A 24,081-nucleotide genomic window follows, 5' to 3' on the forward strand; every position below is an offset into this window, starting at 1 on the left:
CGTATTGGGTGTGAGAGAAAGGAAGGGATTTCGATGGAATACAGAAAATTCGGAGATAAGTATGTGGTTCGTCTGGATAAGGGGGAGGAGATTGTATACAGTCTCTTAAAGCTCTGTGCCTGGAAGGATATCAAGGTAGCCCAGGTGACTGGAATTGGAGCAGTGGGGGAGGTAACGGCAGGCCTGTTCGACACGGAGAAGAAGGAGTTTATCTCCCACACCTGGACAGGCGATATGGAGATAACTGCTCTGACCGGCAATATCACAACAAAGGAACAGAAGCCTTACGAGCATCTCCATATCACTGTGGCCGGCAGGGACGGTATGGCCAGAGGCGGACACCTGAAGCGCGCGGTGGTCAGCGCCACAGCGGAGCTGTTTCTGACTGTGGCGGACGGAACCGTGGAGAGGGAGATGAGTGATGAAATCGGGATTAATCTGATGAAATTTTAGAAAAGCAGTCCGGGTTAAGGGAGCGGATATGCTCAGTCAAACAGATCCCGGACATTTTCTTCATTGAAATAGCGGATACGCTTCAGCGGAATTTTAGCTGCCCGGAAGGCATTGTCCTTAAAACGGTCTCTTTTTCTGGCATCTTCTGTATCGTGGCTCCGGTCATCCAGCTCCACCGCAAACAGGACGTTCAGGTTTCTGTCACAGATGACAAAATCCACATGCTTCTGAGATATTTTGCCGAAATACCGGAAAAAATGGCGGCGGTTTGTCACGTCCATGAGATCTTTCAGGCCAACCTTAGGGCAGATCAGGAGCTTTCGGGCATCTGCTTCGCGCTTCAAAATCCGGTAAAACGAGTACTCTCTTTTGGTGAGAATCGGCTTGGCCTTATAGGGATAGTGCCTGCGGCTGCCAAAAAAGAGGAAAAGGACCAAAAGAACTGCGGCCGCCGCAGCGGCCAGAAAGAAAATTTTTGAAGTATCCATAGGTTCTCCTTTGTGTTCCGGCGCAATAGAATGCCTGGGCTGAAGCGGTGAGAGCTGAAACCGGGATGTGCACTCGCCGCAGTAGTGTTTTGGCTCCCTTCGGGCGCCAGCGGCTCGGCGCAGGTATAATAACCGCTCTGCGGACATTATACCATCTCGACTTACGTCTCGATGGGACCGCTCGTCAAATGCATGCTCATGCAAGCATGGCATGCGCTTTTCTCGCTATTATACCATATAGCGTCTTCTTTTTGAAAGGAAATGTGGGGGAGGCCGCGTCCTTTTGAGATTTTATTGCCCCGGATACTGTCCTCTGAATAATCTAATAGAAAAAGCACTGAAAGGAAAGCAGGATGGATCAGGCAAAGAAATGGATCAACTGCGATGGGGCATATCGGCTTGGCCTGACAGGACAGGGAGTGGGAGTCGCAATCCTGGACACGGGAATCTTCCTGCATCGGGATTTTGAGGATAGATTGGCAGCGTTTGTGGACATGGTAAAGCGCAGAAAGGAGCCGTATGATGACAATGGACATGGCACCCATATAGCCGGGATCATCGCAGGAGCGGGGATCGACTCAGGGGGCAGGTACCACGGAGTTGCCCCGGGGTGCAGTCTCATCAGCCTGAAGGTGCTGGATCACCGGGGCAATGGATATGCCTCCGACGTGCTGGCAGGGCTGAAATGGATCCGGGATCACAGAGAGGAGTATAATATCAGAATCGTCAATATATCGGTGGGCTCCTTCAGCCGCCGGGGGATGAGCGAGGAATCCGCCCTGGTAAAGGGGGTGGATGCCGCCTGGGATGCCGGTCTGGTAGTGGTGGTAGCTGCCGGAAATAATGGTCCGGGGCAGCGCACGATCACAACGCCCGGAATCAGCCGGAAGGTGATAACAGTGGGCTGCTCTGACGATTACAAGGAGGTGGATGTGGCGGGAAACAGGATGATTGACTATTCCGGCCGCGGTCCCACAAATGCCTGCATTCTGAAACCGGATATCGTGGCGCCCGGCTCCAACATTGTGAGCTGTGCCAACCGGAGCGGCTCCTATACCAGAAAAAGCGGAACTTCCATGTCCACGCCCCTTGTATCGGGAGCAGTCGCCCTTCTGCTGGAAAAGTATCCTGAAATGACAAACCTGGATGTGAAGCTCAGGCTCAGGGAGAGGGCGGTAGATCTGGGGCTTCCGAGAAACCAGCAGGGGTGGGGGCTTCTCGACGTGGAGAGGCTTGTGGAGTAACGGAAACGTCCTGGCAGAGCTGCCGGGACAGAGGAGGAAGAGGATGAAAATATCAGTACTAAATGAAAACACAGCCGGAAAGAGAGGCTTTCTGGCGGAACACGGGCTTTCCCTTCTGATAGAGCATGGCGGGAAACGGTTTTTGTTTGACGCAGGGCAGACAGGCGTATTCCTTCACAACGCTGAAAAGCTCGGAGAGGATCTCACACAGCTGGACGGGATTATACTGAGCCACGGCCATTTTGATCACTGCGGAGGTCTGGAATTTTTTGGGGATGCACTGCCCCGCTGTCCAGTTTATGTGAGGAAAAATGCATTCTTAAACAAGCAGGCTGTCAATGAGGACAAAAAGACGTACCGGATTCTCGGGATTCCGTGGAAAAGAGAGCTGCTGAAGGGAATGGAGATCCTGACAGAGGACAGACAGGAGATTGCGCCGGGCGTGTGGGTTCTGGGGAATATTCCCTACACGGTTCCATTTGAAAAAAGGCCGGAGATTTTCTTTATTGACGAGGGCGGTGAAAAGCGCCCTGACTACATGGAGGACGAACAGCTTCTTGTCATTGACACAGAAAAGGGGCTTTGTGTGTTTGCAGGCTGCTGTCATGCAGGAATTATCAACTGCCTGAGCTTTGTCCAGAGCTCGTTTCCCGGACGTCCCATCTACAGTGTTCTCGCTGGGATGCACTTGGGCGGGGTAAATGAGGATAGGCTTGAAAAGACGATTGAGGCGCTGGATGCAATGGGGATTTCCCTTCTGATGCCTGTCCACTGCACGGGAATCTATGCAATCGGGAGGATGAAAGAACGCCTGAGGGAGAGATGCATGATTTTGGAGACGGGAAAGAGTATTTTCCTTTGAAATCAGAAGAAAAGGGGAAGAGAGGACGGCAAAAAGGAAGAGGGAAAACAGAGGCGCTGTTTTCCCTCTTCCTTTTTATTTCCCCAGTGAGAGGAATTTTTTGATGTCTGTGTTGGCTCCCATAATAACGAGAGTTTCCGGCCCCTGGAATACATAGGCGGCCCCTGGAAGAGGATGGAGAGTTCCGTCCATTTTGACAGCCAGGATTGAAATACTGTATTTATTTCGGACGTTAATCTGAACAATGCTTTTTCCAACCCAGGATTCTGGTACAGGGACCTCATAGATCGAGTGATCAGGAGTCAGCTCAATATAATCAAAGATATTGTCTGTACTGTAGCGGACGGCAGAGTGAATGGCCATTTCCTTTTCCGGATAGACTACCTGATCGGCGCCGTTTCTGAGGAGAAATTTCGCGTGGATATCCCGGTTTGCACGGGAGAGGACAAACTTGGCTCCCAGATCTTTTAAGAGGGCTGTGGTTTCCAGGGAACTCTGGAAATTATCGCCGATAGCCACCACGCAGAGATCAAAGTTTCTGACCCCGATGGAGGCCATATACTGCTCATTGGTACAGTCGCCGATCTGCGCGCTGGTGACATAGGGGAGGATCGCATTGATGCGCTCCTCAGAGATGTCGATAGCCATTACCTCATGTTTAAGTTCATAGAGCTTCATTGCCATTGTGGCGCCGAAGCGGCCGAGGCCGATTAACAAAATAGACTTCATATCATAATCCTCCATTTATTACCTGTCTGTCACCCCACAGTGATGCGTTCCTGGGGCAGATGGACTGGAAATTTTCTGTGATTGGTAAGAGCGTACAGCATGGTGAGACCGCCCACACGGCCCAGATACATCAGAAGGATCAGTATAATTTTAGAAAAAATTCCAAGATCCTCTGTGATTCCAAGGGACAGCCCGACAGTCGCAATGGCGGAGGCTGCCTCAAAGGAGGACTCCATCATGGAAACTCCGTCAGCCCGGGTAATCAGAAAGCTGGCTGACAGAAACAGGAACAGATAGAGTACCAGAATCGCAATCGCATTCCTCAGGATATCATAGGGGACTCTGCGCTTATAACAGTGGATGTCCTCCTGATTCTGAAATACAGAGAGAATGCACAGAACCGCCAGGGCGAAAGTGGTCGTTTTAATACCTCCTGCTGTGGAGCCCGGAGAACCGCCGATGATCATTAAAATAATCGTCGCAAGCTGGCTCTGAGTGGAAAGCTGATCCAGAGGAACCGTGTTGAAACCGGCCGTTCTGGGTGTTACTGACTGGAAAATTGACGAATAAATCCGATCAGCAAGCGTGTAGCCTTCCCACCGCTGCGGCGTGAACTCAAACAGGAAGAAGAGAACCGCCGGTATCAGAATCAGCAGAAAGGTGGTAGTGAGAACGATCTTTGTCTGCAGCCTGTAGAACTTGTAGGACTGCCTGTGTTTGTAAATATCGTCCCAGACGAAGAAACCGATGCCGCCGATGACAATCAGAGCCATGACAGGGATGGTGATAAAAGGATTTGTCCGGTAGCTGGTCAGGGAGGAGTAAGGGCCTGAAGTACCTCCCATCAGATCAAAGCCTGCGTTGCAGAAGGCCGATATGGAGTGGAAGACAGAGTACCAGATTCCCCTGACAATGCCAAACTGAGGACAGAACTGAACAGCCATCACGAGAGCCCCCAGAAGCTCAAAAAGGATAGTGCATTTGACTATGAAACGGGTCATCCTGACAATACCGCCTACCTGCGGGGCAGAGATGGACTCCTGCATGACAAAACGCTGCTTCAGACCGATCTTCCTTCCCGACAGAATGGTGATGGCAATGGCCAGAGTCACAACTCCCATTCCTCCGATCTGAATCAGCAGAAGAATCACGGCCTGCCCGAATACAGACCAGTAGGTGGAGGTGTCATGGACGACGAGACCTGTCACGCAGGTTGCCGATGTGGCTGTAAAAACAGCGTCGATGAAGGGAGTCATTTCCCCGCTTCTCGATGAGAACGGAAGCGACAGCAAAATACCGCCGCACAGGATAATCAGAAAAAATCCGCCTAGAATAATTTTAGCCGGGGTCAGTGCCCAAACCTTATTGCTTAACATTGCCGGAACTCCTTAGTATTATTTATAGTAAGCATGTGTCCGATACGTCAAATCCTCTGTGCGTTCAGACAATAAATTGTATCTGCAAATCCAGATAATCATAACGATTATATATAGAACATCAGGGAATGTCAACAAAACAAAAGAGAACATCCGTTAAAAGCCTGCTACAATTTGCAGACAGTCCGGCAGTACAGAAAAACAGGCATTAAAACTGCAAAAATTACAAAACCGCAGGCTCCCTTCTGGACACCAGACAGCTCGGCATGGTATAATGACTGCAGAGCGGGCATTATACCTGCGCATACCGGTTTCAGCATGTACTGCTGAAAGCCGGGCGCTAAATTCCGCCGGAGGCTGCCATATCCGAAGGATATGGTATAATGACTGCAGAGCGGGCATTATACCTGCGCATACCGGTTTCAGCATGTACTGCTGAAAGCCGGGCGCTAAATTCCGCCGGAGGCTGCCATATCCGAAGGATATGGTATAATGACTGCAGAGCGGGCATTATACCTGCGCCGAGCCGCTGGCGCCCGAAGGGAGCCAAAATACCACTGCAGCGAGTGCGCATCCCTCGGAGAGTATAGCATATCCGAAGGATATGGTATAATGACTGCAGAGCGGGCATTATACCTGCGCATACCGGTTTCAGCATGTACTGCTGAAAGCCGGGCGCTAAATTCCGCCGGAGGCTGGTATATCCGAAGGATATGGTATAATGACTGCAGAGCAGAAGCCAGAGATTTCTTTCGCCAGCCGGTTCCGGCTGCGTATCTTTCAATTTCAATCCAAAGGCCGAATTCCGGCAGAATTTCAGATTCAGTTTTATATGTTTCCGTTTTACGCCTATCCCGGCTGTGACAAGCGGAAAAAGAAAAGATATATACGAGAGCAGAGATACGGAAAGAGACGGCTGCTGCGGGCAGAAGGGGCCGGAAAGGAGGGAAAACGGGACGAGCAGATCCGATGGAGAGGGAGATAGCCTGCCGCGGCAGAATCTGGGGGAAATTCTTAAAATAACAGTTGACATTTCAGTTTGCCTATAATATGATAGGTATAGCGAGAACAGAACATTTGTTCGTATTTTGGAGATATGGAGGAGAATATGGATAGAGATGAAAAACTGAAGGCGCTCGACGCCGCGCTGACGCAGATAGAGAAGGCATATGGAAAGGGCTCCGTTATGAAGCTGGGCGACTCAGGAGCCAATATGAATATTGAGACAGTTCCCACCGGCTCCCTGAGCCTTGACATTGCCCTGGGACTTGGAGGCGTTCCCAGAGGGCGTATCATAGAGGTATACGGACCTGAGTCCAGCGGTAAGACGACGGTAGCTCTCCATATGGTTGCCGAGGTTCAGAAGAGGGGCGGAATCGCCGGTTTTATCGATGCCGAGCATGCCCTGGATCCGGTCTATGCGAAGAATATCGGCGTCGATATAGATAATCTCTACATCTCACAGCCGGACAACGGCGAGCAGGCTCTCGAGATCACCGAGACCATGGTGCGCTCAGGAGCTGTCGATATTGTCATCGTGGACTCTGTGGCAGCCCTCGTCCCGAAGGCGGAAATTGATGGGGAGATGGGAGATTCTCACGTGGGACTTCAGGCCAGGCTCATGTCCCAGGCGCTGAGAAAGCTGACTGCCATTATCAGCAAATCCAACTGTATCGTGATCTTTATCAACCAGCTCCGAGAGAAGGTAGGTGTTATGTTCGGAAATCCGGAAACCACCACAGGAGGACGGGCGCTGAAGTTTTATGCATCTGTCCGCATGGATGTAAGAAGGATCGAAACCCTCAAGCAGGGCGGTGAGATGGTGGGAAACCGCGTCCGCATCAAGGTAGTGAAAAACAAGATCGCCCCTCCGTTTAAGGAGGCAGAATTCGACATCATGTTCGGAAAGGGAATTTCCAAGGAGGGAGATATACTGGATCTGGCAGCCAAGGAGAATATTGTGGAGAAGAGCGGAGCCTGGTACGCATACAATGGAAGCAAGATTGGACAGGGACGCGAGAACGCAAAGAATTTCCTTCAGGCAAACCAGGAGCTGTGCCAGGAGATAGAGGCCAAGGTGAGGGCCAAGTACGGTCTGGACGGAGCTGCTGCCGATGAAGGCTCAGCGGAGCGTGAGGCTGATGCACAGGAGCCAAAGCTGGCCATGCCTGATCTGGGAGACGAGCAGGAGTAGGATGGGAGTCAGGCAAAGGGCAGAAGGGACGGAGAAACGGGCCGTCTGCTTCTGAGGTGCCTGCCCGGACAGAAAACGTAGAAGAGAATGAAGGTTGACAAGATAGAACCCATAGACAGGCGCAGGAGCAAGGTTTTTCTGGATGGAGAGTTTGCTTTTGCCCTGTACAGCGGGGAGCTCAGACACTACCGCATAGAGGAGGGAGGAGAGCTTTCCTGCGAGCAGTATGAAGCGATTCTTAGAGAGATTGTATTTAAAAGAGCCAGAGAGAGGGCTGTCTACTGGCTGAAATGTTCAGCCAGGACAGAGGAGGAGCTTCGCAGAAAGCTGCGGGATGGCCATTATCCTGAGCGGGCAGTGGATCATACCATAAAGCTTCTGAAAAAGTACAGGTATATTGACGATGAGGAGTATGCCAGAAATTTTGTGGAGCTGAACGGAACGAGGAAAAGCCGGGCCGAGCTGGCTTCAGCGCTCAAAAGCAAGGGAATCAGCCGGGAGTGTGTCAGCCGCCTGCTGGAAGAAAACCCTGTGGATGAGGAGGAGCAGGTGCGAAAGCTCCTTGCAAAGCGGCGTTTTGATCCGGAAAATGCCGATCCAAAGGAAACAGCCAGACAGGTGGCGTACCTGATGCGCAGAGGCTTTTCCTATGAAACGGTGCGCAGGGTGATTGCAGAGCTCAGGGATCTGTACTGACTGTATTTTCACTATTTCTGGCACTGCGGGCAAAAAACAGAGGAGCAGAGCGCGTTTTTTTCTTTGTGAGATAGTTACGAAAAAGAGCAAACACTTCCTATTATACTTGACATAGTGTATAAAACAGTTTAAAATTGTAGTGTTGTATCGATATGTACAATGAAAACTAAATAAGGAGGTGCTCCTGTGCCACAAGTAATAATTCCGTTGATTACGGCTGTTATTGTTGCTGTTATTACTTGGTTTGTGGCTGTCAATTACCGCCAGAAGACATACGAGGCTAAGATTGGCAGTGCGGAAGAACGATCAAGGGAAATAATAGATGAAGCATTAAAGGTTGCAGAGACAAAGAAGCGAGAAGCTCTCCTTGAAGCGAAGGAAGAGTCACTGAAGACTAAGAATGAGCTTGAAAAAGAAACAAAGGAAAGAAGAGCTGAGCTTCAGCGCTATGAGCGGCGCGTACTGAGCAAGGAAGAAAATCTGGACAAGAAATCAGAAGCGATTGAGAAACGTGAAGCAGGGCTTAACGCCAAAGAGGAAGCTCTGAGGAAGAGAACCACAGAGGTTGAGGAACTCTACGAGAAGGGAATGCAGGAGCTGGAGAAAATTTCCGGTCTTACATCCGAGCAGGCGAAGGAATATCTTCTGAAATCCGTGGAGGAGGATGTAAAGCACGACACGGCCAAGCTCATCAAGGAGATGGAGGCAAAGGCCAAGGAGGAAGCCGATAAGAAGGCCAAGGATTACGTGGTAACGGCAATCCAGCGCTGTGCGGCTGACCATGTGGCCGAGACGACAGTATCCGTTGTCCAGCTTCCAAACGATGAGATGAAGGGACGAATCATCGGACGTGAGGGACGCAATATCCGGACCCTTGAGACGCTGACGGGCGTGGAACTGATCATTGACGATACGCCGGAGGCGGTTGTCCTTTCCGGCTTTGACCCAATCCGCAGGGAAGTTGCCAGAATTGCTCTGGAACGCCTGATTGTAGACGGCAGAATCCATCCTGCCAGAATTGAGGAGATGGTAGAGAAGGCGCAGAAGGAAGTAGAAACCATGATGCGCGAGGAAGGTGAGGCTGCACTGCTTGAGGTGGGCATTCACGGAATTCACCCTGAGCTTGTCAAACTGCTTGGCAAGATGAAGTTCAGGACAAGCTACGGACAGAATGCACTGAAGCATTCCATAGAGGTAGCACAGCTTGCAGGACTTTTGGCGGCGGAGGTCGGAGTAGATGTCCGCACGGCGAAGAGAGCAGGCTTATTACATGATATAGGCAAGGCTGTTGACCACGAGATGGAGGGAACACACGTAAAGCTCGGCGTGGATCTTTGCAGAAAGTACAAGGAATCCGCTGTAGTGATTAATGCGGTGGAGGCCCATCACGGCGATGTGGAGCCGCAGAGCCTGATTGCCTGTCTTGTACAGGCTGCTGACACAATCTCGGCTGCAAGACCTGGAGCCAGACGAGAGACACTTGAAACATACACGAACCGTCTCAGACAGCTGGAGGATATTACAAATTCTTTCAAGGGAGTAGACAAATCCTACGCGATCCAGGCAGGACGCGAGGTACGGATCATGGTCATTCCCGAACAGGTAAACGACGATGGTATGGTATTGATGGCAAGGGAAATTTCCAAGCGAATCGAGACAGAACTGGAATACCCCGGTCAGATAAAAGTGAATGTAATTCGCGAATCAAGAGTGACGGACTACGCGAAGTAGATAAAGGCAAATTGAGTTCTGAGCAGTTAATTCTGAGAGAGGGAAGCGTGCTTTCATTCGGCAGATGCCGGAAAGCGCGGTTCCCTCTCTTTTTCTTTTCAGAGGGGCGGCTGCAAGGGTACAGGGAAAAACCAGTTCATGTGTTCATATTCTTGACAGGGCACGAATATGAGGTAAAATGAAAACAGCTGATCAAAACCTCCTGTATCAGACAGGGGGATGGAAAGACAGAAAAAAGAAACAGCGATTGGAGGAAATGGAAATGAAAAGGATTGGCTTTATTGGAATGGGAAATATGGGATATGCCATTTTAAAGGGACTTTTACAGGTATTTGACAGGGAAGTACTGCTTCTTACCGATGCGGATCGGAAACGTGCAGAGAAAATATCGGAGGAGACAGGCGTTGCCTGCGCTGCGGACAATGCAGCCTGCGCCTCTATGGCTGATTATGTGGTTTTAGCCGTTAAGCCCCAGTATTATGATGCTGTTCTCTCAGATATAAAAGATACGGTGACAAAGGAAAAAATTATTATCTCAATCGCTCCCTCCGTCACGATCCAGGATTTAAAGGAAAAGCTGGGACAGGATCGAAGAATTGTCAGAGCTATGCCGAACACTCCTGCTCTTGTTGGAATGGGGGTGACAGGGGTGTGCTATGAGGCAGAGCGTTTTTCTGAGGAGGAAAGGGATACCATCCGTCAGTTTTTTGAGTCCTTCGGTTCCATGGAACTGGTGGAGGAACGGCTGATGAACGCAGTTGTCTGTGTGAGCGGAAGCTCTCCTGCCTATGTCTATATGTTTATTGAGGCTCTGGCAGACAGCGCTGTCAAGTACGGACTCCCCCGGGATACTGCGTACCGCATGGCCGCCCGCACGGTTATGGGAAGCGCAGAAATGGTTCTCGAGACAGGTGAACATCCAGGAAAATTAAAGGATATGGTATGCTCACCGGGAGGAACTACGATTGCAGCTGTGTCAGCCCTTGAAGAATGCGGATTCAGGAATGCCGTAATTAAGGCGGCTGATGCCTGCTTTAAGAAATGCACTGATATGAGATAAGAAAAGAGATACAAGATAAAAAGAGACAGGAAAAGAGAGATTAAGATAAAAAAGAGATAAAAAGAGATAGGAAAAGGCAGGTGCAGAGCCCTAAAGAAGCGGGCTTCTGCGAAGCGGCGAGGGATCGTCCGGGCTGCAGCCTGCCGCAGAAAAGATATGAGGGAATGGAAGGAGAGGAAGAGATGGACATGATGGATCAGAAGACAAAGGAGGAAGAGATTCCCGTAAGGCGGATAGACAGGGAATTAAAATACCAGGGAACTATCCTGAAGGTGTATCAGGATACGGTTCAGGTAAATGGCCACGAGGCAAAATGGGATTATATCCATCACAATGGAGCCGCTGCCGTGGTAGCTGTAACGGAGGAGGGGAAGCTTCTGATGGTGCGCCAGTACAGAAACGCCCTTGACCGCTATACGCTGGAGATTCCCGCGGGAGCTCTGGACTATCCGGAGGAGCCGAAAATTGACTGCGCGTACAGAGAACTGGAGGAGGAAACGGGATTCAGGACAGACCATCTGGAATATCTTCTGAGCATCAACACTACCATCGCTTTCTGCGATGAGGCCATCGACGTGTTTGTGGCGAGAAACCTGATTCCCTCCCGCCAGCATCTGGATCCGGACGAAAACATTCAGGTGGAGGAATGGGAGCTGGAGGATCTTCTGGAATTGATCGCTGCAGGAAAGATGACAGATGGAAAAACAGTGGCATCTATCCTGGCCTACGCAGTAAAGTACAGAGGCAGAGGACCTGAGAGAAAATAGCGGCGCCAGCGGTGCCGGAAGAAGGAAGACAGGAAAAAACGGAAACTGCATAGACCGGAAAAAAACGGCATAGGATGAAAAAAAGGAAATGGGTTTAACACATGAGACGTGTTTCAGATATGATCCGCTTTCATCCGGTTATGCTGTTTTTTTTCTGCTTTGCAGCGGCCTCGCTGGCGGGAAGTGTGTGGATGAACGGGCTTCCCGGTCAGACACAGGAGGAAATGGGGGTTCTTGGGCAGGCATGGCTGCATCAGTCAGGATACTCAGTGAAGCCGGAGCCTGCCCAGGCTGTTCCAGTTATGTTTCAGAGATGCATTCAGGCAGCAGTCCTGTGGCTGGCAGGAATGACATCGTTTGGAACGGCTGGGCTGTGTCTCGGGGCGGCAGTCCTGGGCTTCTCCATGGCAGCCGTACTTTCCGCCCTGACTATGCAGGCAGGTTTTCTGGCTCTCCCTCTGTTTATCCTGTCGCTGTTTCCACAATGGCTGTTTTATATTCCCGTTCTCCTGGTTCTTTTCCGGTGGGGGAGCAGCACAGAGAAGCGTACCCACGGAGCCGCCTTCTTGATTCTGATGGCGTTTACGGCAGCAGGAGCTCTGACGGAAACCCTTCTGAATCCTGTGTGGATGGAACTGGCAGGAAGTGTTGTAGCAGCTCTTTCAGGCTGAACAAGGCTGGTTTTTATGGAATTTGCGAGAACAGAAAAAAATTTTTTCTCAAGATATTGCCCTGTTAAAATGCAGCAGGACAATATCTTGTATTTTTTATGTAAATCAGCAGGAGGAGGTGTCGAAAGTGGGAAAAATGTGTTTGATTTTATCAAAAAATGTATATATAATGGTAGATACCAGTGGATTTTTGCCTTGTTTTATGAGGAAAGACTGAGGCAGGAGCAAAATGGAAAGGGGCACACAGCCATGCCTTTGGACTGAAAAGGAAGAGGTGAGGTAAGCCGTTCTGTTTTTTTCAGTTTCTGTTATCAGCTTCAAAAAAGGTATGGATTGACAAAAGAGTACGGAACGATTAGGGGATAAAGTATGTTTGATGAGGTGGAGAAGTTTGTAGGATATCTGCGGGACGTAAAAAAAATGTCCCAGAATACGATTCTCTCGTACAGGCGTGATTTGCTGCAGTTCGCATCCTATATGGCGGACAGGGGAGTGGCAGAGGCTGGAAAAGTTACAAAGACCAGCCTGGATTCCTACATTCTTTTTCTGGAGAGGGAGGGGAAGGCTGCCGCAACTATCTCGCGGATGCTGGCATCGATCAAGGCGTTTTTTCATTATGAAAGCACAGAAGGATATATAAAAAGAAATCCGGCGGAGATGATCCGGGCGCCTAAAATCGAAAAGAAAGCTCCGTCTATTCTCTCGGTAGAGGAGGTTACGAGACTTTTAAACCAGCCGGGCGGCAGAACCCCCAAGGAGATACGGGACAAGGCTATGCTGGAGCTTCTCTACGCTACAGGAATCAGGGTTTCAGAGCTGATGAACCTGAATCTGCATCACATTAATATGACCATCGGCTTTATTACCTGCAGCGACAGCGGCAGGGAGAGAACGATCCCCTTTGGCCGCGTGGCGAAAAAAGCGCTGGATGATTACCTGAAAAATTCCAGGCCGGAGCTTACGAAAAAGAAAGAGTCAGACTGGCTGTTTGTAAACTGCAGCGGAGGACAGATGAGCCGTCAGGGCTTCTGGAAGATTATCAAATATTACGGGGAAAAGGCGGGGATCCAGACGGACATCACGCCTCACACGCTGCGCCACTCCTTTGCCGCTCATCTGATCAGCAGCGGAGCAGACATGAAGGCAGTGCAGCAGATACTGGGACATTCGGATATGGCCACTACTCAGATGTATGCTGCCTATCTGCATGGCTCACAGACAGCCAAGGAGTAGCGAAGAGACAGGTTTCGCTGTTATATAGAAAATGAAAAACTGTAATAATATGAGAGAGAACGGCAGGTTCATACCTTCCTGAAGAAGGCTTTATGCCGGCGGCGCTCATATTGTTACAGTTTTTTGTTTAAGATAACCTGCCTGCAGCAAAGATACGGATTGTATGAAAAGGCAAGTCCGGGGCGGAAATAAACATCTGCCCTGAGACGCATTTCAAAATCAGAGCCCTTCTTTCGTTTCTGCAAAATTGACATGCTTCGTCTAATCGGCAGGAGCTTCGACAGGGAGGGTGACCGTAAAGGAGGAACCCTCATCCGGGCGGCTTTCCACAGTAATGGAGCCGTGGCTCAGCTCCAGAATCCGCTTAACCATGGGAAGGCCAAGGCCGTTGCCGGAGGAGCTGTTTTTATCCTTGCGGAAAAATTTGTCAAAAATATGGGCTATGGTAGCTTCATCCATTCCGATCCCGGTGTCCTGGATGGAAACGCGAATCAGAGAGCCCTCATTTTTCAGATAGACACGGATCGTTCCGTTCTTTGGCGTGTACTGGATGGCGTTGTGAAGAAGATTTACCCAGACCTGCATGATCATGTCGGCATTTCCATAATACCAGGCAGTTTCCATATCAATGTCCAGATCCAGCTTTTTCTCGTCCCAGAGAGGTTCCAGAAGGAGGATTGCCTGACGCAGCTGCTCATCGAGGCAGTAGCGCGTCTTATTCGTCACAATCTCCTGTTTTTCCAGACGCGACATGGCCAGAATATTCCCGGACAGGCTGGAGAGCTGGCGTACACTGTCAATGATAATATGTATATATTCATCGCGTTCCTTCTCCGTAAGAGAGTGATCCTGGAGCAGGGTGGTGTATCCCTCGATAGCTGCCAGAGGTGTCCGGAATTCATGGGAAATATTTGCTGCGAAATCATTGCGCAGGGATTCTATACTTCCCAGCTCCTGAACCATCTTGTTGAAATGTCCGGCCAGCTGTCCAAGCTCCGGAAACGAGTAGTCGGTTTTAACGCGCACGGAGAAGTCGCCGGTTGCCACCTTCTTGATGGCATCGCTGAAGCTCACTAACGGCGACAGCAGAAGCCGGTTCACAAGGAGGGTCAAAACGATACCGGCCAGCAGGCTTTCCACCAGCATGGTAAAGAGCGGAAAATAAGGGCTGGGGCCGTAATCGCCGCTCCAGTTACTGATCAGAAGGAATACCCACCCAATCAGCATTGGAGTCACGGCAGTGCTGATGAAGGTTATCAGGATAATATAAAATTTCAGAGGAGATGTATGCTGTTTTATCTGTTTCATGGCTCCTGTTTCACCACCTTGTATCCCAGGCCGCGGACTGTGAGAATCTGAAAATCATCGCAGTCCTTAAAGCGTTCTCTTAATCGGTTAATATGTACGTCCACCGTCCGTTCATCTGACTGGGAATCCACGCCCCAGATTTCGTCCATCAGCTGCTGGCGGGTAAAGATCTTGTTGGGATAGGACATCAGTTTGTATAAAAGGTAAAATTCCTTCTGGGGCAGCAGAAGCTCCTCTCCGTTGAAAGTGACTGTCAGGGCATCATAATTTAATACCGTTTTTCCGCAGATAATTTTCCGCTCTGTGGAGATCCTGGCTCTCTTTAACAGGGCGCCGATTCTAAGAACCATCTCATTGACATCAATGGGCTTTACCATGTAATCGTCAGTGCCTGCCAGAAAGCCCCTTTGTTTGTCTTCAAACCGCTCTTTGGCAGTAATAATCAGAATTGGCAGGGTGTAGCCGCTGACCCGCAGTGTCTCAATCAGCTCATATCCGTCCATACCGGGCATCATAATATCGGAGATAATCAGATCCACATACTCAGTATCGAGAATTTTCAGAGCAGCAAGCCCGCTCTCAGCAGGGATGGCACAGTAGCCGTTATTCAGCAGTACAGTGCAGAAAAGATTTCTCAGTTTCATATCGTCCTCTACTACAAGAATATTAAACATTGGATTCACCTCTTATCACAGTCATTTTGCCGGCAGCAGAGCAGTCAGGCTGAACATGGTGGAGGCAGTTTCTGTCTCCCATCAGCGCTTTCCCACCAGGCTGTCTGCCGGTTTCACCATAAGTATACCACAGGATTATTAATTTTCTTTAAACGAAACAGCATATCGCGGTGTGTTTTGCGTGGACTTTGTAATAGCAGGAGAACACAGAATTTTAAATGTAAGTTCACATTCAGTTTATATAAGGTTAAAGTTCATTTAAAATTGAGGTGCTATACTTTAGCGCAAACAGTCACCGAGAGAGAATACGGGGCTCAGGCTCGCCTTCAGAAGTGCAGGCGAGAAGGAAGGAGAACAGACATGAATAGAGAAAAACTGTATTCAGCGGCAGATTTGCTGAAACGGAAAAAAAAGATAGTGATCCCGGCGGCTATTTTTACAGTAGCTGCCGCTGCCTTTCTGGCAGGAAGAGGAGGAAAGTCTTCTTCACCGGTAGCCATGGGTATGGGGCAGATGAACAACGTGGCAACCGTTTCTGCGGAGTATCCCAAAAGCGGAGATATTAAGCTGGAAACAGCTGTCACGGGAACCGTGGAACCGGCAGATGTTGTCTATGTATACGCTCAGGAGTCAGGCGATGTCACTTCTGTGCAGGTAAAGGCCGGAGATGTAGTTGAAGCCGGACAGGTGCTTCTGACCATCGACACAAAACAGGTAGAGTCAGCTAAAAACTCCATGGATTCTGCAAAGATCAGCTATGATCAGGCTCAGAGCACTCTGAACAGGATGCAGCTTCTCTATGCGGGAGGCGATATTTCCGACCAGGAGTATGAAGAGTATCAGAATCAGGTAAAGTCAGCCAGGCTGCAGTATGAATCAGCAAAGCTGAATTATGAAAACCAGGTGGAGTACAGCACTGTGACCGCTCCTATCGCCGGCAAGGTAGAGAGCTGTGATGTGGAGGTATTTGACAATGTGAATGTGAGCGCGCAGCTCTGTGTTATTTCCGGCGAGGGGGAGCAGAGAGTGTCCTTCAGTGTGACAGAGCGCGTGGCAAAGAATCTGTCAGTGGGAGATGAAATACGGATTGAAAAGGACGGGGCGGAATACAGAGGATTCATCACAGAGGTGAGCGGCATGGTAGACGCAGCCACAGGAATGTTTAAGGTGAAGGCCAGCATGGATCAGGCAGATGAGGTCCCCACAGGCAGCACAGTGAAAATCTATGTGGTTTCTGAGGAGGTTCACGATGCCATGACGGTCCCGGTGGACGCAGTTTACTTTGACGGCGGCGTAGGAAACGTCTATGTCTATGAGGACGGAACGGTACATAAAAAAGAGGTTGAGGTGGGAATCTTCGATTCAGAACTGGCAGAGATCAAGGCAGGTCTCACAGAAAATGACCTGGTGATAAGCACCTGGAGCTCGGAGCTATATGAGGGAAGTACGGTAAAGCTCAAAGATGACAGCGAGGGCACAGGTACAGACGCGGATATGCAGACAGAGGAGACGGCGGACAAAGAGACAGACGGCAGGGAACAGCCGCTTTCCCCGTCAGACGCATTGCCCCTGGAACCGGTAGCGGACGCAGAGGAAAGGTAGGAAAAGGAGGCCATTATGGGAATTACAAAATTTGTCCTGAAACGTCCGGTTACGATCGTTATGGCGCTGCTCTGTCTGCTGGTGTTCGGTATTTCTTCTGTATTTAATGCCACTCTGGAGCAGATGCCGGAGATGGAGACTCCCATGCTGATTATAAGCACCCGCTATGACGGAGCGGGTCCTGAGGACATCTGTGAGCTGGTGACAGAGCCCATAGAGGATGAGGTCAGTACCCTGGAGGGAGTGAAGAGCGTCAGCTCTACATCCAGTGACGGTTCATCTATGGTTATGCTGGAATACGACTACGGCACAGATATGGATGAGGCATACAGCGATCTAACAAAGAAGATGAACAGCATTGAACGGCAGCTTCCAGATGACGCGGAGGAACCGACGGTGATGGAAATGAGTATGGATGCCAGTACCACTATGATGCTGTCCATCAGCCACAGGACACAGAGCAATCTGTATGACTATGTAGATCAGAAAATCGTTCCTGAGCTGGAAAAAATCACATCTGTGGCCTCTGTGGAGGCTACAGGAGGTTCGTCGGAATATATCAAGGTTGAATTGATTTCAGAAAAGATGGCCCAGTACAAGGTAACCATGTCCCAGATCACCTCGGCTATTGAGGCGGCAAACCTGTCATCTCCGTCAGGAGACACAGTGGTGGGAAATCTGGAGCTGTCTGTCACCACCTCACTGGAGACAGAGGAGATGGAGGATTTAAAGACTGTTCCCATCACAACCTCATCCGGCGAGATTATTATGCTGCAGGATGTTGCGAACATTACGGAGGCCAAGGAGGAGCAGGGAGGAATATCCCGATATGACGGACAGGAAACAATCTCCATTTCCATCACTAAAAACCAGAGCAACACGGCCATGGAGGTTTCCAATGCCGTAAAAGAGACCATAGAAACTCTGACGGCAGATGATTCTGATCTGACTATTGAGATTGTAAATGATTCTGCGGACACGATCCTGGACTCCTTAAAGGATGTGGCGGTAACCATGATCCTGGCGGTAGTAATCTCGATGATTATTATTTTCCTGTTCTTTGGAGATGTGAAGGCTTCCCTGATTGTCGGAAGTTCTATCCCTACTTCGATCCTGTTATCGCTGATCGCGATTACCTCGGCAGGCTTTTCGCTGAATGTCATCACCATGAGCGCATTGACCCTGGGAGTTGGAATGATGGTAGATAACTCCATTGTCGTTCTGGAAAGCTGCTTCAGGGTTACGAAAGAAAACTGGGATAAGGGAATTGTGGGTTATGCAAAGTCCGCTCTTCAGGGAACCAATGTGGTGTTCGCGTCGATCATCGGCGGTACGGCTACAACCTGTGTCGTATTTATTCCGCTGGCATCCCTTCAGGGAATGTCAGGACAGATGTTCGGCCCTCTGGGCTTTACCGTAGTATTCTGTATGATAGCATCTCTGCTCTCTGCCGTGACGGTCGTGCCTCTGTGCTACGTTGTGTATAAGCCGAGAGAGAAGGAGGGGGCTGTCCTGTCCAGGCCGGTGGAGAGACTGCAGGACCTCTACCGCAGGATCATGAAAAGACTTTTAAGACACAAGGCGATGGTTATGTCTGTATCTGTGGCAATGCTTGTGGCCACTGTCTATCTGGCCTCAGGAATGGAGACAGAGCTTATCACGGCTGACGATACGGCACAGATCAGCATCGACATTGAGGCCCGTCCGGGCATTCTGGATGAAAAGGCAGACACGGCTCTCGAGGAGATCGAGCAGATAGTATCTTCCAATGAGAACGTGGATTCCTACATGCTTCGGTATAATAACCAGAGCGGAAGCGTAACAGCCTATCTGAAGGATGACAGAACCATGGAAACCCAGGAGCTGGCAGATCTGTGGCAGGAGGAGATGACAGACATTGAAAATTTCAGCATCGACGTCACAGCGGGAAGCTCCATGAGCTTTATGCAGAGAAGCCGCGGCTACGAGGTGATTCTTAAGGGAACCCAGTATGACGAGCTGAAAGAAGTCAGCGACAAAATTGTGGAGGAGCTCACCGCCAGGGACGACATTATCAACGTCCATTCCAGCTATGAAAACAATGCTCCCATTGTCACCATCAAGGTAGATTCTCTGATGGCTGAGAAGTATGGTCTGAGCGCTTCTTCCATCGGTTCTTCGGTAAACAATGCACTGAGCGGCACCACAGCCACGACTCTTACTGTGGATGGGCAGGATATAGATGTAAAGGTTGAGTACCCGGAAGATGAGTACCGGACCATTGATCAGATGAAAAATATTACGCTGACGGCACAGGATGGAAGCTCTGTTGCCCTGACAGATGTGGCAGAGGTAATCTTTAAAGACAGCCCGTCATCCATCAGCAGGGAGGATAAAGAATACCAGGTAACCATCAGCGGCGATTACACCGGCCAGGATGTGTCTGCAGAGATTGACAGCGAGGTGATTGCGCCGAATCTGACAGGAACTATAAAAAGGGGAACGAGCAGCACGGATCAGATGATGGAGGAAGAATTTTCAGCCCTCTATACAGCGATTGCAACGGCGGTGTTCCTGCTCTTCGTTGTAATGGCGGCGCAGTTTGAGTCTCCCAAGTTCTCCTTTATGGTTATGACCACGATTCCGTTCAGCCTGATCGGCTCCTTTGGCTTTCTGAAGCTGACAGGGGTCACCATGAGTATGACTTCCATCCTGGGATTTCTGATCCTGGTGGGAACGGTCGTAAACAACGGAATCCTCTATGTGGATACGGTGAACCAGTACCGGATGGAAATGGATATGGAGACAGCCATGATTGAAGCGGGAGCTACGAGGCTTCGCCCGATGCTGATGACCAGCCTTACTACGATCCTTGGCATGCTGCCTATGGCAATGGCTATTGGAAGCAGCGGTTCTACGACTCAGGGACTTGCGGTAGTGGATATTGGAGGACTGACAGTGGGACTGTTTGTAGCCCTCTTCATGCTCCCTGTCTACTACGCGCTGATGAACCGAAAGCCAAAGGCATATAACGGCTGGGATATTGACTAGGCTTTGCCGGTGTCGGCTGAATATGAGACAAACGGAACAGTGAGAAAAGGTATGGCCTCTGCAGAGGACGGAACGAACCGGAAACTGGCAGAAGAAAGAGGATGGAAAAGCTTCTCGGTACAGTCCTGGCAGAGGCACTGCAAAAGGAGTATAAATTATGAGAAAATTCAGATACAGAGCGGCGCTTTGGGCAGTAGGAATGGCTCTTTTAGCAGGTACAGTTTTTCCCATGTGCGCTTTTGCGGATAGCCCCCCTTTTGCCTATACGGAGGAGGAGTGGGCGTCTATCAGGGATGACACACTGGAATTTGGAGAGATAGACGAGCTGATCCATGAGTACAACAGTACGGTGAAGCAGAATAACATTGATTATAAGGATTATCAGGGAAAAGACAGGGATGACGTGGCACAGGAATATTACGACTCAGCAGATGAAATCTATGGGAACCTTCCGGAGCTGGATTCTGACTCAGAGGGATATGCATCAGCCCTTTCCAGCTATATCAGCAGTGAGCAGCAGGCGGACAATATGGTGGAGCAGGGTGACAACAATGTGGACGATGAGGACACGGTGAGGTGGGGGTATACAAAGACAGAGAAGAGCCTGGTAAACCAGGCCCAGAGCCTGATGATCTCCTACTGGAGCAGTACTGCCAATCTGGAATCCCTGAACCGCGCTCTGGAGCAGGCGAAGCAGAATGAACAGACAGTTTCAGCCAAAGTGGCTGCCGGTACTGCTACACAGACGGAACTTTTAAATGCCAGTGAGGCGGTTCTCACAGCGCAGTCATCCATTACCTCCGCCCAGAGCAGTCTGAATGAGACGAGAGACTCTCTAATCCGGATGCTGGGGTGGAATTATGGAGATGAGGTGGAGATTAAAGAGCTGCCGGAGCCGGATTTGGACGCTGTTCAGACCGTTAACCTGGAAGAGGCTCTGAACAAGGCCCTGGAGAATAACTACAATCTGAAAATCCTGAAAAAGAAGCTGCAGAATTCCAGATCCAGTACAAATGAAGAAACGTATACAGAGCAGGTAAAGAGCGGGGAACAGACCATAAAGTCCAATGTGACAAGCGCCTACCAGAGTCTTCTTCTGGCCAAAAACAAGTATGAACAGGCGGTAAACCAGCTGGCTCTTTCTGAACAGCAGATGCAGACAGCAGAACGGAAAAAGGCGGCCGGCACGATCAGTGCCAACAGCTACCAGGAACAGGTCTATTCCTATGAGGATGCGAAAACGGCAAAGCAGACGGCGGCCTACAGCCTGCTGAGTGCGCAGCTTGCCTATGAATGGGCAGTGAACGGTCTGGCCAGCGCTTCATAGACGCAGATTAGGAGGAAATGCCATATGCGCAAAGTGATGGGAAGAGGAAAAGGGGGATGGCTGGCTGGAAGTATCCTTCTGCTGTCTGTGGTCTGGACACTGCCCGTTCAGGCCGCCAAATCTCTGGAGGTGACACAGACGCAGCTGGAGCGGCAGGCTGAGGGAGAAGGGAAGGCAGGTGAAGCCGACGGGCAGACTGAGGAGGAAGCTTTGGCCGTCGGCCCTGGAGTCTCAGCAGAAGGAGGGGATGATGCGTCCGCCGGCTCCGGGACTGAAAGCGGCTCCCAGGCAGAAGAAGCTGCTTTTTCAGAGGAGGAACTGGCGGACAGCCAGATTGAATACGGAGAGCTGGAGGAGCTTATAAGGAGGGGAAATCCTACCGTAAAAGCAGCCATCGGCTCCTACGACACCGATCTGGAGATCTATCAGGAGGCCCTTTCGTCTCTGGCGGCTGCAAAGCAGGAGATGACAGAAAATGCCGGGGATCTGAAGGAGGAGGACGGAAGTGATGCTCTGATCGCCCAGTATGAGTCAAATGCAGATCAGCTTGGAACCTCCATCGCTCAGATGAATCGGACAATCCGCAGACTTACGGGAGTGAGCGGTCAGAAGAGTCTGAACCAGTCTGTCAACACCATGGTGAAGACAGCTCAGACCCTTATGGCAAGCTATAACCAGATGCGGGCCCAGAGAGAGACCGCCGAAAAACAGGAAGAAAGCGCCAGGGCAGCTTATGAAAAGACACAGAAAATGTATGCAGCCGGAATGACAACCCAGCAGGAACTGCTGACAGCAGAGCAGAGTCTGCTGAGCACCCAGATTTCTCTGCAGTCGGCCAGGGACAGCGAGGACAGTCTGAAACGGCAGCTGGCGGCCATGATTGGACGAAACGCAGAAGGATTGGAGATAGGAACGCTCCCGGAGCCTGATCCGTCTGTCATTGATACCTTTCAGCTGGAGGAAGATAAAAAGACCGCCATAACCTCAGATGAATCCATTCAGGCACTGCGAAAATCCCAGGCGGGAGGAAGCGCGGCCAGCAGCCTCAGGACCCAGCAGATAGAGGAGGCGAAGGGAGAAAAAAATTCCACCATGGATGCGCTCTACAGCGATATGATCGCAAAACGTGAGGCGTATGAGGCTGCCGGTCAGGCATTCCAGAGCGCCCAGAAGGAGCGGGATGCCCTTGAGACCAAGTATCAGTCGGGAATGATTTCCAGACAGGATTACCTTCAGGGAGTGGCTTCCTACCAGGAGAAAAAAGCGGACAGAGAGGCAGCATCCATTGCCCTCAGCCAGGCCATCTCCGCGTACAGGTGGGAGATCAAAGGCATATAAAACGTCAGAAATAAAGAAAATAAAGAGAAAAGGAGAGTAAAAGAAAAGACCGCAGGGGGAACCTATCAAGCCTCCTGCGGCCTTTTCTCTTGTAAATTAGAAAGGGTTGTTGATAATTTTGGGAGCAGATGGAAAGTATCTCACTGGTTTCAGGAAAAGTGTTACTGTCCTTCGCCCACTACGGCGACGAAACTGCTCTGCAGCTCTCTTAAGCCTTTTTTTAAGCTCTTATTGTCGTTTTCTGATTCCGATGTGTCCAGGATAAAGGTGTCGCTTCCGCAAAATCCGAGAATGGAGTAGCTTTCCAGTGATGTATAACTGTCGTCGCTGCAACGGACAATGGAGAACATAAGTCCTGAACCGTCAGCTTCATAGGACTCCTTGTCATACATGTCCAGTCCGTCATCATTCTGAATAATTACACATTCTCCGGCCCACCGTTCGGGAACCTCGAAGGAAAATTCATCTGTGATAACCTTAGAACCGGTCAAAGGAACCGCCTCATTAGAAGCAGCCGTTACCATGTCAGCGGAAAGTGTCTGCGGAACTGCCGCAGCATCAGCCCCAAAAGCTGTGCCGGCAAATGAAAACGTCAGTACAAGCGTACAGGCAAAATTTCTGAAACCCATTGTAAGAACCTCCAATCCTTCTTTATTTTATCACAAGAATTGCGGTTTGTCATTAAAAAAATCGTAATGACTTATTAAAAGGCTGTTAAACAATTATTCATAGAATCTTCACAGTTTCTGTCAGCCCCGAAAAACAGGGCCTCAGAAGCAGCCGTTTTTCAGCCTGAATGAGGCTTTTTCAGTCTGTTAAAAGGAGTCAGGCTTTTCCCACAGCATCTCAATATGGGAAATCCCAGCATCGAGAAACTCGTCGGAAACCTTGCGAAAGCCCTGAGCCTCATAGAAGGGGCGGGCATAGGTCTGAGCCTCAATGCGGATGGAAGTCGCTCCAAACTTTTCCACAGCCGTTTTGATTCCCTCCTGCAGAAGTTTGCTTCCGATGCCGCATCTCCTTCTGGCAGAGATCACCCGGCTGATAGCCGGTTCCGGAAAGAATACTCCCCGGTTAAGGACTCTCAGGTATGCGGCAATCCCGTCGCTGTCCCTGAAAAACACATGGATAGCATCCGGATCATTCCCGTCAATCTCCCCGTAGGCGCAGTGCTGCTCTACCACAAATACATCTACCCTGAGCTTTAAAATATCATAAAGCTCCGAAAGGGTCAGTTCATTGAAACGTTTTACTACAAGCTCCACTGTTCCATTCCTCCATTCAGTATTTCTGTTAAA

At 50.1% G+C, this 24,081-nt stretch carries 22 protein-coding genes; 15 read left to right on the forward strand and 7 right to left on the reverse strand.

Annotated elements, in window-relative coordinates; genetic code table 11:
- Positions 1–33: 33 nt before the first annotated feature.
- Positions 34–453, forward strand: a complete 420-nt coding sequence (locus LK436_RS07330; RefSeq protein WP_008399007.1) for a PPC domain-containing DNA-binding protein — start codon at positions 34–36, stop codon at positions 451–453.
- A 32-nt stretch (positions 454–485) separates the two neighbouring features.
- On the opposite strand, the gene LK436_RS07335 is transcribed toward LK436_RS07330, so the two are convergent.
- Positions 486–941 carry a DUF2726 domain-containing protein gene (locus tag LK436_RS07335; RefSeq protein ID WP_008399006.1) on the reverse strand — a complete coding sequence of 152 codons (456 nt, stop codon included), beginning with the start codon at positions 939–941 and terminating at the stop codon, positions 486–488.
- Positions 942–1,294: 353 nt separating this feature from the next.
- On the opposite strand from LK436_RS07335, the gene LK436_RS07340 reads away from it, so the two are divergent.
- Together LK436_RS07340 and LK436_RS07345 are read left to right on the forward strand one after the other, a co-directional pair.
- Entirely contained in the window at positions 1,295–2,185 is an 891-nt protein-coding gene (locus LK436_RS07340) for a S8 family peptidase (RefSeq protein ID WP_008399005.1), read from the forward strand.
- A 43-nt stretch (positions 2,186–2,228) separates the two neighbouring features.
- On the forward strand, positions 2,229–3,047 hold the full coding sequence (locus LK436_RS07345) for an MBL fold metallo-hydrolase (protein WP_044931738.1): 819 nt from the start codon (positions 2,229–2,231) through the stop codon (positions 3,045–3,047).
- Positions 3,048–3,122: 75 nt separating this feature from the next.
- Here the strand turns inward: LK436_RS07345 and LK436_RS07350 are convergent, their stop codons facing one another.
- Together LK436_RS07350 and LK436_RS07355 are read right to left on the reverse strand one after the other, a co-directional pair.
- A complete protein-coding gene (locus LK436_RS07350; protein WP_015572976.1) occupies positions 3,123–3,776 on the reverse strand; it encodes a potassium channel family protein in 654 nt (217 codons plus the stop codon).
- 29 nt (positions 3,777–3,805) lie between these two features.
- A complete protein-coding gene (locus LK436_RS07355) occupies positions 3,806–5,152 on the reverse strand; it encodes a TrkH family potassium uptake protein (protein ID WP_008399002.1) in 1,347 nt (448 codons plus the stop codon).
- Between the two features lie 1,108 nt (positions 5,153–6,260).
- Here LK436_RS07355 and recA point away from each other — a divergent pair.
- The 8 genes from recA to xerA all read left to right on the forward strand — a co-directional run bounded on the left by recA (position 6,261) and on the right by xerA (position 13,504).
- Complete coding sequence (gene recA / locus LK436_RS07360) at positions 6,261–7,346, forward strand: recombinase RecA (RefSeq protein ID WP_021966657.1); 1,086 nt, start codon at positions 6,261–6,263, stop codon at positions 7,344–7,346.
- Positions 7,347–7,433: 87 nt separating this feature from the next.
- Positions 7,434–8,042 (forward strand): regulatory protein RecX, encoded by a 609-nt coding sequence (locus LK436_RS07365; RefSeq protein ID WP_008398995.1) that lies wholly within the window; start codon positions 7,434–7,436, stop codon positions 8,040–8,042.
- Between the two features lie 186 nt (positions 8,043–8,228).
- Positions 8,229–9,773: a ribonuclease Y gene (gene rny / locus LK436_RS07370; RefSeq protein WP_008398994.1), complete on the forward strand. Its 1,545-nt coding sequence runs from the start codon at positions 8,229–8,231 to the stop codon at positions 9,771–9,773.
- Positions 9,774–9,951: 178 nt separating this feature from the next.
- Positions 9,952–10,833, forward strand: coding sequence for a pyrroline-5-carboxylate reductase (proC, locus tag LK436_RS07375; RefSeq protein ID WP_008398992.1), 882 nt, complete (start codon positions 9,952–9,954; stop codon positions 10,831–10,833).
- A gap of 80 nt (positions 10,834–10,913) precedes the next feature.
- Positions 10,914–11,600, forward strand: coding sequence for an NUDIX hydrolase (locus LK436_RS07380; protein ID WP_008398991.1), 687 nt, complete (start codon positions 10,914–10,916; stop codon positions 11,598–11,600).
- Positions 11,601–11,701: 101 nt separating this feature from the next.
- On the forward strand, positions 11,702–12,271 hold the full coding sequence (locus LK436_RS07385) for a stage II sporulation protein M (RefSeq protein ID WP_044931736.1): 570 nt from the start codon (positions 11,702–11,704) through the stop codon (positions 12,269–12,271).
- A 15-nt stretch (positions 12,272–12,286) separates the two neighbouring features.
- A complete protein-coding gene (locus LK436_RS07390) occupies positions 12,287–12,535 on the forward strand; it encodes a hypothetical protein (RefSeq protein WP_008398989.1) in 249 nt (82 codons plus the stop codon).
- Between the two features lie 105 nt (positions 12,536–12,640).
- On the forward strand, positions 12,641–13,504 hold the full coding sequence (gene xerA / locus LK436_RS07395) for a site-specific tyrosine recombinase/integron integrase (RefSeq protein WP_008398988.1): 864 nt from the start codon (positions 12,641–12,643) through the stop codon (positions 13,502–13,504).
- A gap of 261 nt (positions 13,505–13,765) precedes the next feature.
- Here xerA and LK436_RS07400 read toward each other — a convergent pair whose 3' ends face one another.
- A complete protein-coding gene (locus LK436_RS07400; RefSeq protein WP_008398986.1) occupies positions 13,766–14,812 on the reverse strand; it encodes a HAMP domain-containing sensor histidine kinase in 1,047 nt (348 codons plus the stop codon).
- Entirely contained in the window at positions 14,809–15,486 is a 678-nt protein-coding gene (locus LK436_RS07405; RefSeq protein WP_008398985.1) for a response regulator transcription factor, read from the reverse strand. Before LK436_RS07405 ends, LK436_RS07400 begins: the two co-directional genes overlap by 4 nt.
- Positions 15,487–15,846: 360 nt before the next feature.
- Between LK436_RS07405 and LK436_RS07410 the strand changes: the two genes are divergently transcribed.
- The 4 genes from LK436_RS07410 to LK436_RS07425 all read left to right on the forward strand — a co-directional run bounded on the left by LK436_RS07410 (position 15,847) and on the right by LK436_RS07425 (position 22,783).
- Positions 15,847–17,088 (forward strand): efflux RND transporter periplasmic adaptor subunit, encoded by a 1,242-nt coding sequence (locus LK436_RS07410; RefSeq protein WP_008398983.1) that lies wholly within the window; start codon positions 15,847–15,849, stop codon positions 17,086–17,088.
- Between the two features lie 15 nt (positions 17,089–17,103).
- Positions 17,104–20,118 (forward strand): efflux RND transporter permease subunit, encoded by a 3,015-nt coding sequence (locus LK436_RS07415; RefSeq protein WP_008398982.1) that lies wholly within the window; start codon positions 17,104–17,106, stop codon positions 20,116–20,118.
- 157 nt (positions 20,119–20,275) lie between these two features.
- A complete protein-coding gene (locus LK436_RS07420; protein WP_008398981.1) occupies positions 20,276–21,445 on the forward strand; it encodes a TolC family protein in 1,170 nt (389 codons plus the stop codon).
- A gap of 24 nt (positions 21,446–21,469) precedes the next feature.
- Positions 21,470–22,783, forward strand: a complete 1,314-nt coding sequence (locus tag LK436_RS07425; protein WP_008398980.1) for a TolC family protein — start codon at positions 21,470–21,472, stop codon at positions 22,781–22,783.
- Between the two features lie 161 nt (positions 22,784–22,944).
- Here the strand turns inward: LK436_RS07425 and LK436_RS07430 are convergent, their stop codons facing one another.
- Positions 22,945–23,412: a hypothetical protein gene (locus LK436_RS07430; RefSeq protein WP_008398979.1), complete on the reverse strand. Its 468-nt coding sequence runs from the start codon at positions 23,410–23,412 to the stop codon at positions 22,945–22,947.
- A gap of 186 nt (positions 23,413–23,598) precedes the next feature.
- Positions 23,599–24,048 (reverse strand): GNAT family N-acetyltransferase, encoded by a 450-nt coding sequence (locus LK436_RS07435; RefSeq protein WP_021966650.1) that lies wholly within the window; start codon positions 24,046–24,048, stop codon positions 23,599–23,601.
- Between the last annotated feature and the right edge of the window lie 33 nt (positions 24,049–24,081).

The organism is Clostridium sp. M62/1, from assembly GCF_020736365.1.
Taxonomy (GTDB): domain Bacteria; phylum Bacillota; class Clostridia; order Lachnospirales; family Lachnospiraceae; genus Otoolea; species Otoolea saccharolyticum_A.

Excerpts from the sequence above, each read along its gene's own strand:
- LK436_RS07330 (WP_008399007.1), top strand. The coding sequence starts at position 34 with ATGGAATACAGAAAATTCGGAGATAAGTATGTGGTTCGTCTGGATAAG.
- LK436_RS07335 (WP_008399006.1), bottom strand. The coding sequence starts at position 941 with ATGGATACTTCAAAAATTTTCTTTCTGGCCGCTGCGGCGGCCGCAGTT.
- LK436_RS07340 (WP_008399005.1), top strand. The coding sequence starts at position 1,295 with ATGGATCAGGCAAAGAAATGGATCAACTGCGATGGGGCATATCGGCTT.
- LK436_RS07345 (WP_044931738.1), top strand. The coding sequence starts at position 2,229 with ATGAAAATATCAGTACTAAATGAAAACACAGCCGGAAAGAGAGGCTTT.
- LK436_RS07350 (WP_015572976.1), bottom strand. The coding sequence starts at position 3,776 with ATGAAGTCTATTTTGTTAATCGGCCTCGGCCGCTTCGGCGCCACAATG.
- LK436_RS07355 (WP_008399002.1), bottom strand. The coding sequence starts at position 5,152 with ATGTTAAGCAATAAGGTTTGGGCACTGACCCCGGCTAAAATTATTCTA.
- recA (WP_021966657.1), top strand. The coding sequence starts at position 6,261 with ATGGATAGAGATGAAAAACTGAAGGCGCTCGACGCCGCGCTGACGCAG.
- LK436_RS07365 (WP_008398995.1), top strand. The coding sequence starts at position 7,434 with ATGAAGGTTGACAAGATAGAACCCATAGACAGGCGCAGGAGCAAGGTT.
- proC (WP_008398992.1), top strand. The coding sequence starts at position 9,952 with ATGAAAACAGCTGATCAAAACCTCCTGTATCAGACAGGGGGATGGAAA.
- LK436_RS07385 (WP_044931736.1), top strand. The coding sequence starts at position 11,702 with ATGAGACGTGTTTCAGATATGATCCGCTTTCATCCGGTTATGCTGTTT.
- LK436_RS07390 (WP_008398989.1), top strand. The coding sequence starts at position 12,287 with ATGGAATTTGCGAGAACAGAAAAAAATTTTTTCTCAAGATATTGCCCT.
- xerA (WP_008398988.1), top strand. The coding sequence starts at position 12,641 with ATGTTTGATGAGGTGGAGAAGTTTGTAGGATATCTGCGGGACGTAAAA.
- LK436_RS07400 (WP_008398986.1), bottom strand. The coding sequence starts at position 14,812 with ATGAAACAGATAAAACAGCATACATCTCCTCTGAAATTTTATATTATC.
- LK436_RS07405 (WP_008398985.1), bottom strand. The coding sequence starts at position 15,486 with ATGTTTAATATTCTTGTAGTAGAGGACGATATGAAACTGAGAAATCTT.
- LK436_RS07410 (WP_008398983.1), top strand. The coding sequence starts at position 15,847 with ATGAATAGAGAAAAACTGTATTCAGCGGCAGATTTGCTGAAACGGAAA.
- LK436_RS07415 (WP_008398982.1), top strand. The coding sequence starts at position 17,104 with ATGGGAATTACAAAATTTGTCCTGAAACGTCCGGTTACGATCGTTATG.
- LK436_RS07420 (WP_008398981.1), top strand. The coding sequence starts at position 20,276 with ATGAGAAAATTCAGATACAGAGCGGCGCTTTGGGCAGTAGGAATGGCT.
- LK436_RS07425 (WP_008398980.1), top strand. The coding sequence starts at position 21,470 with ATGCGCAAAGTGATGGGAAGAGGAAAAGGGGGATGGCTGGCTGGAAGT.
- LK436_RS07430 (WP_008398979.1), bottom strand. The coding sequence starts at position 23,412 with ATGGGTTTCAGAAATTTTGCCTGTACGCTTGTACTGACGTTTTCATTT.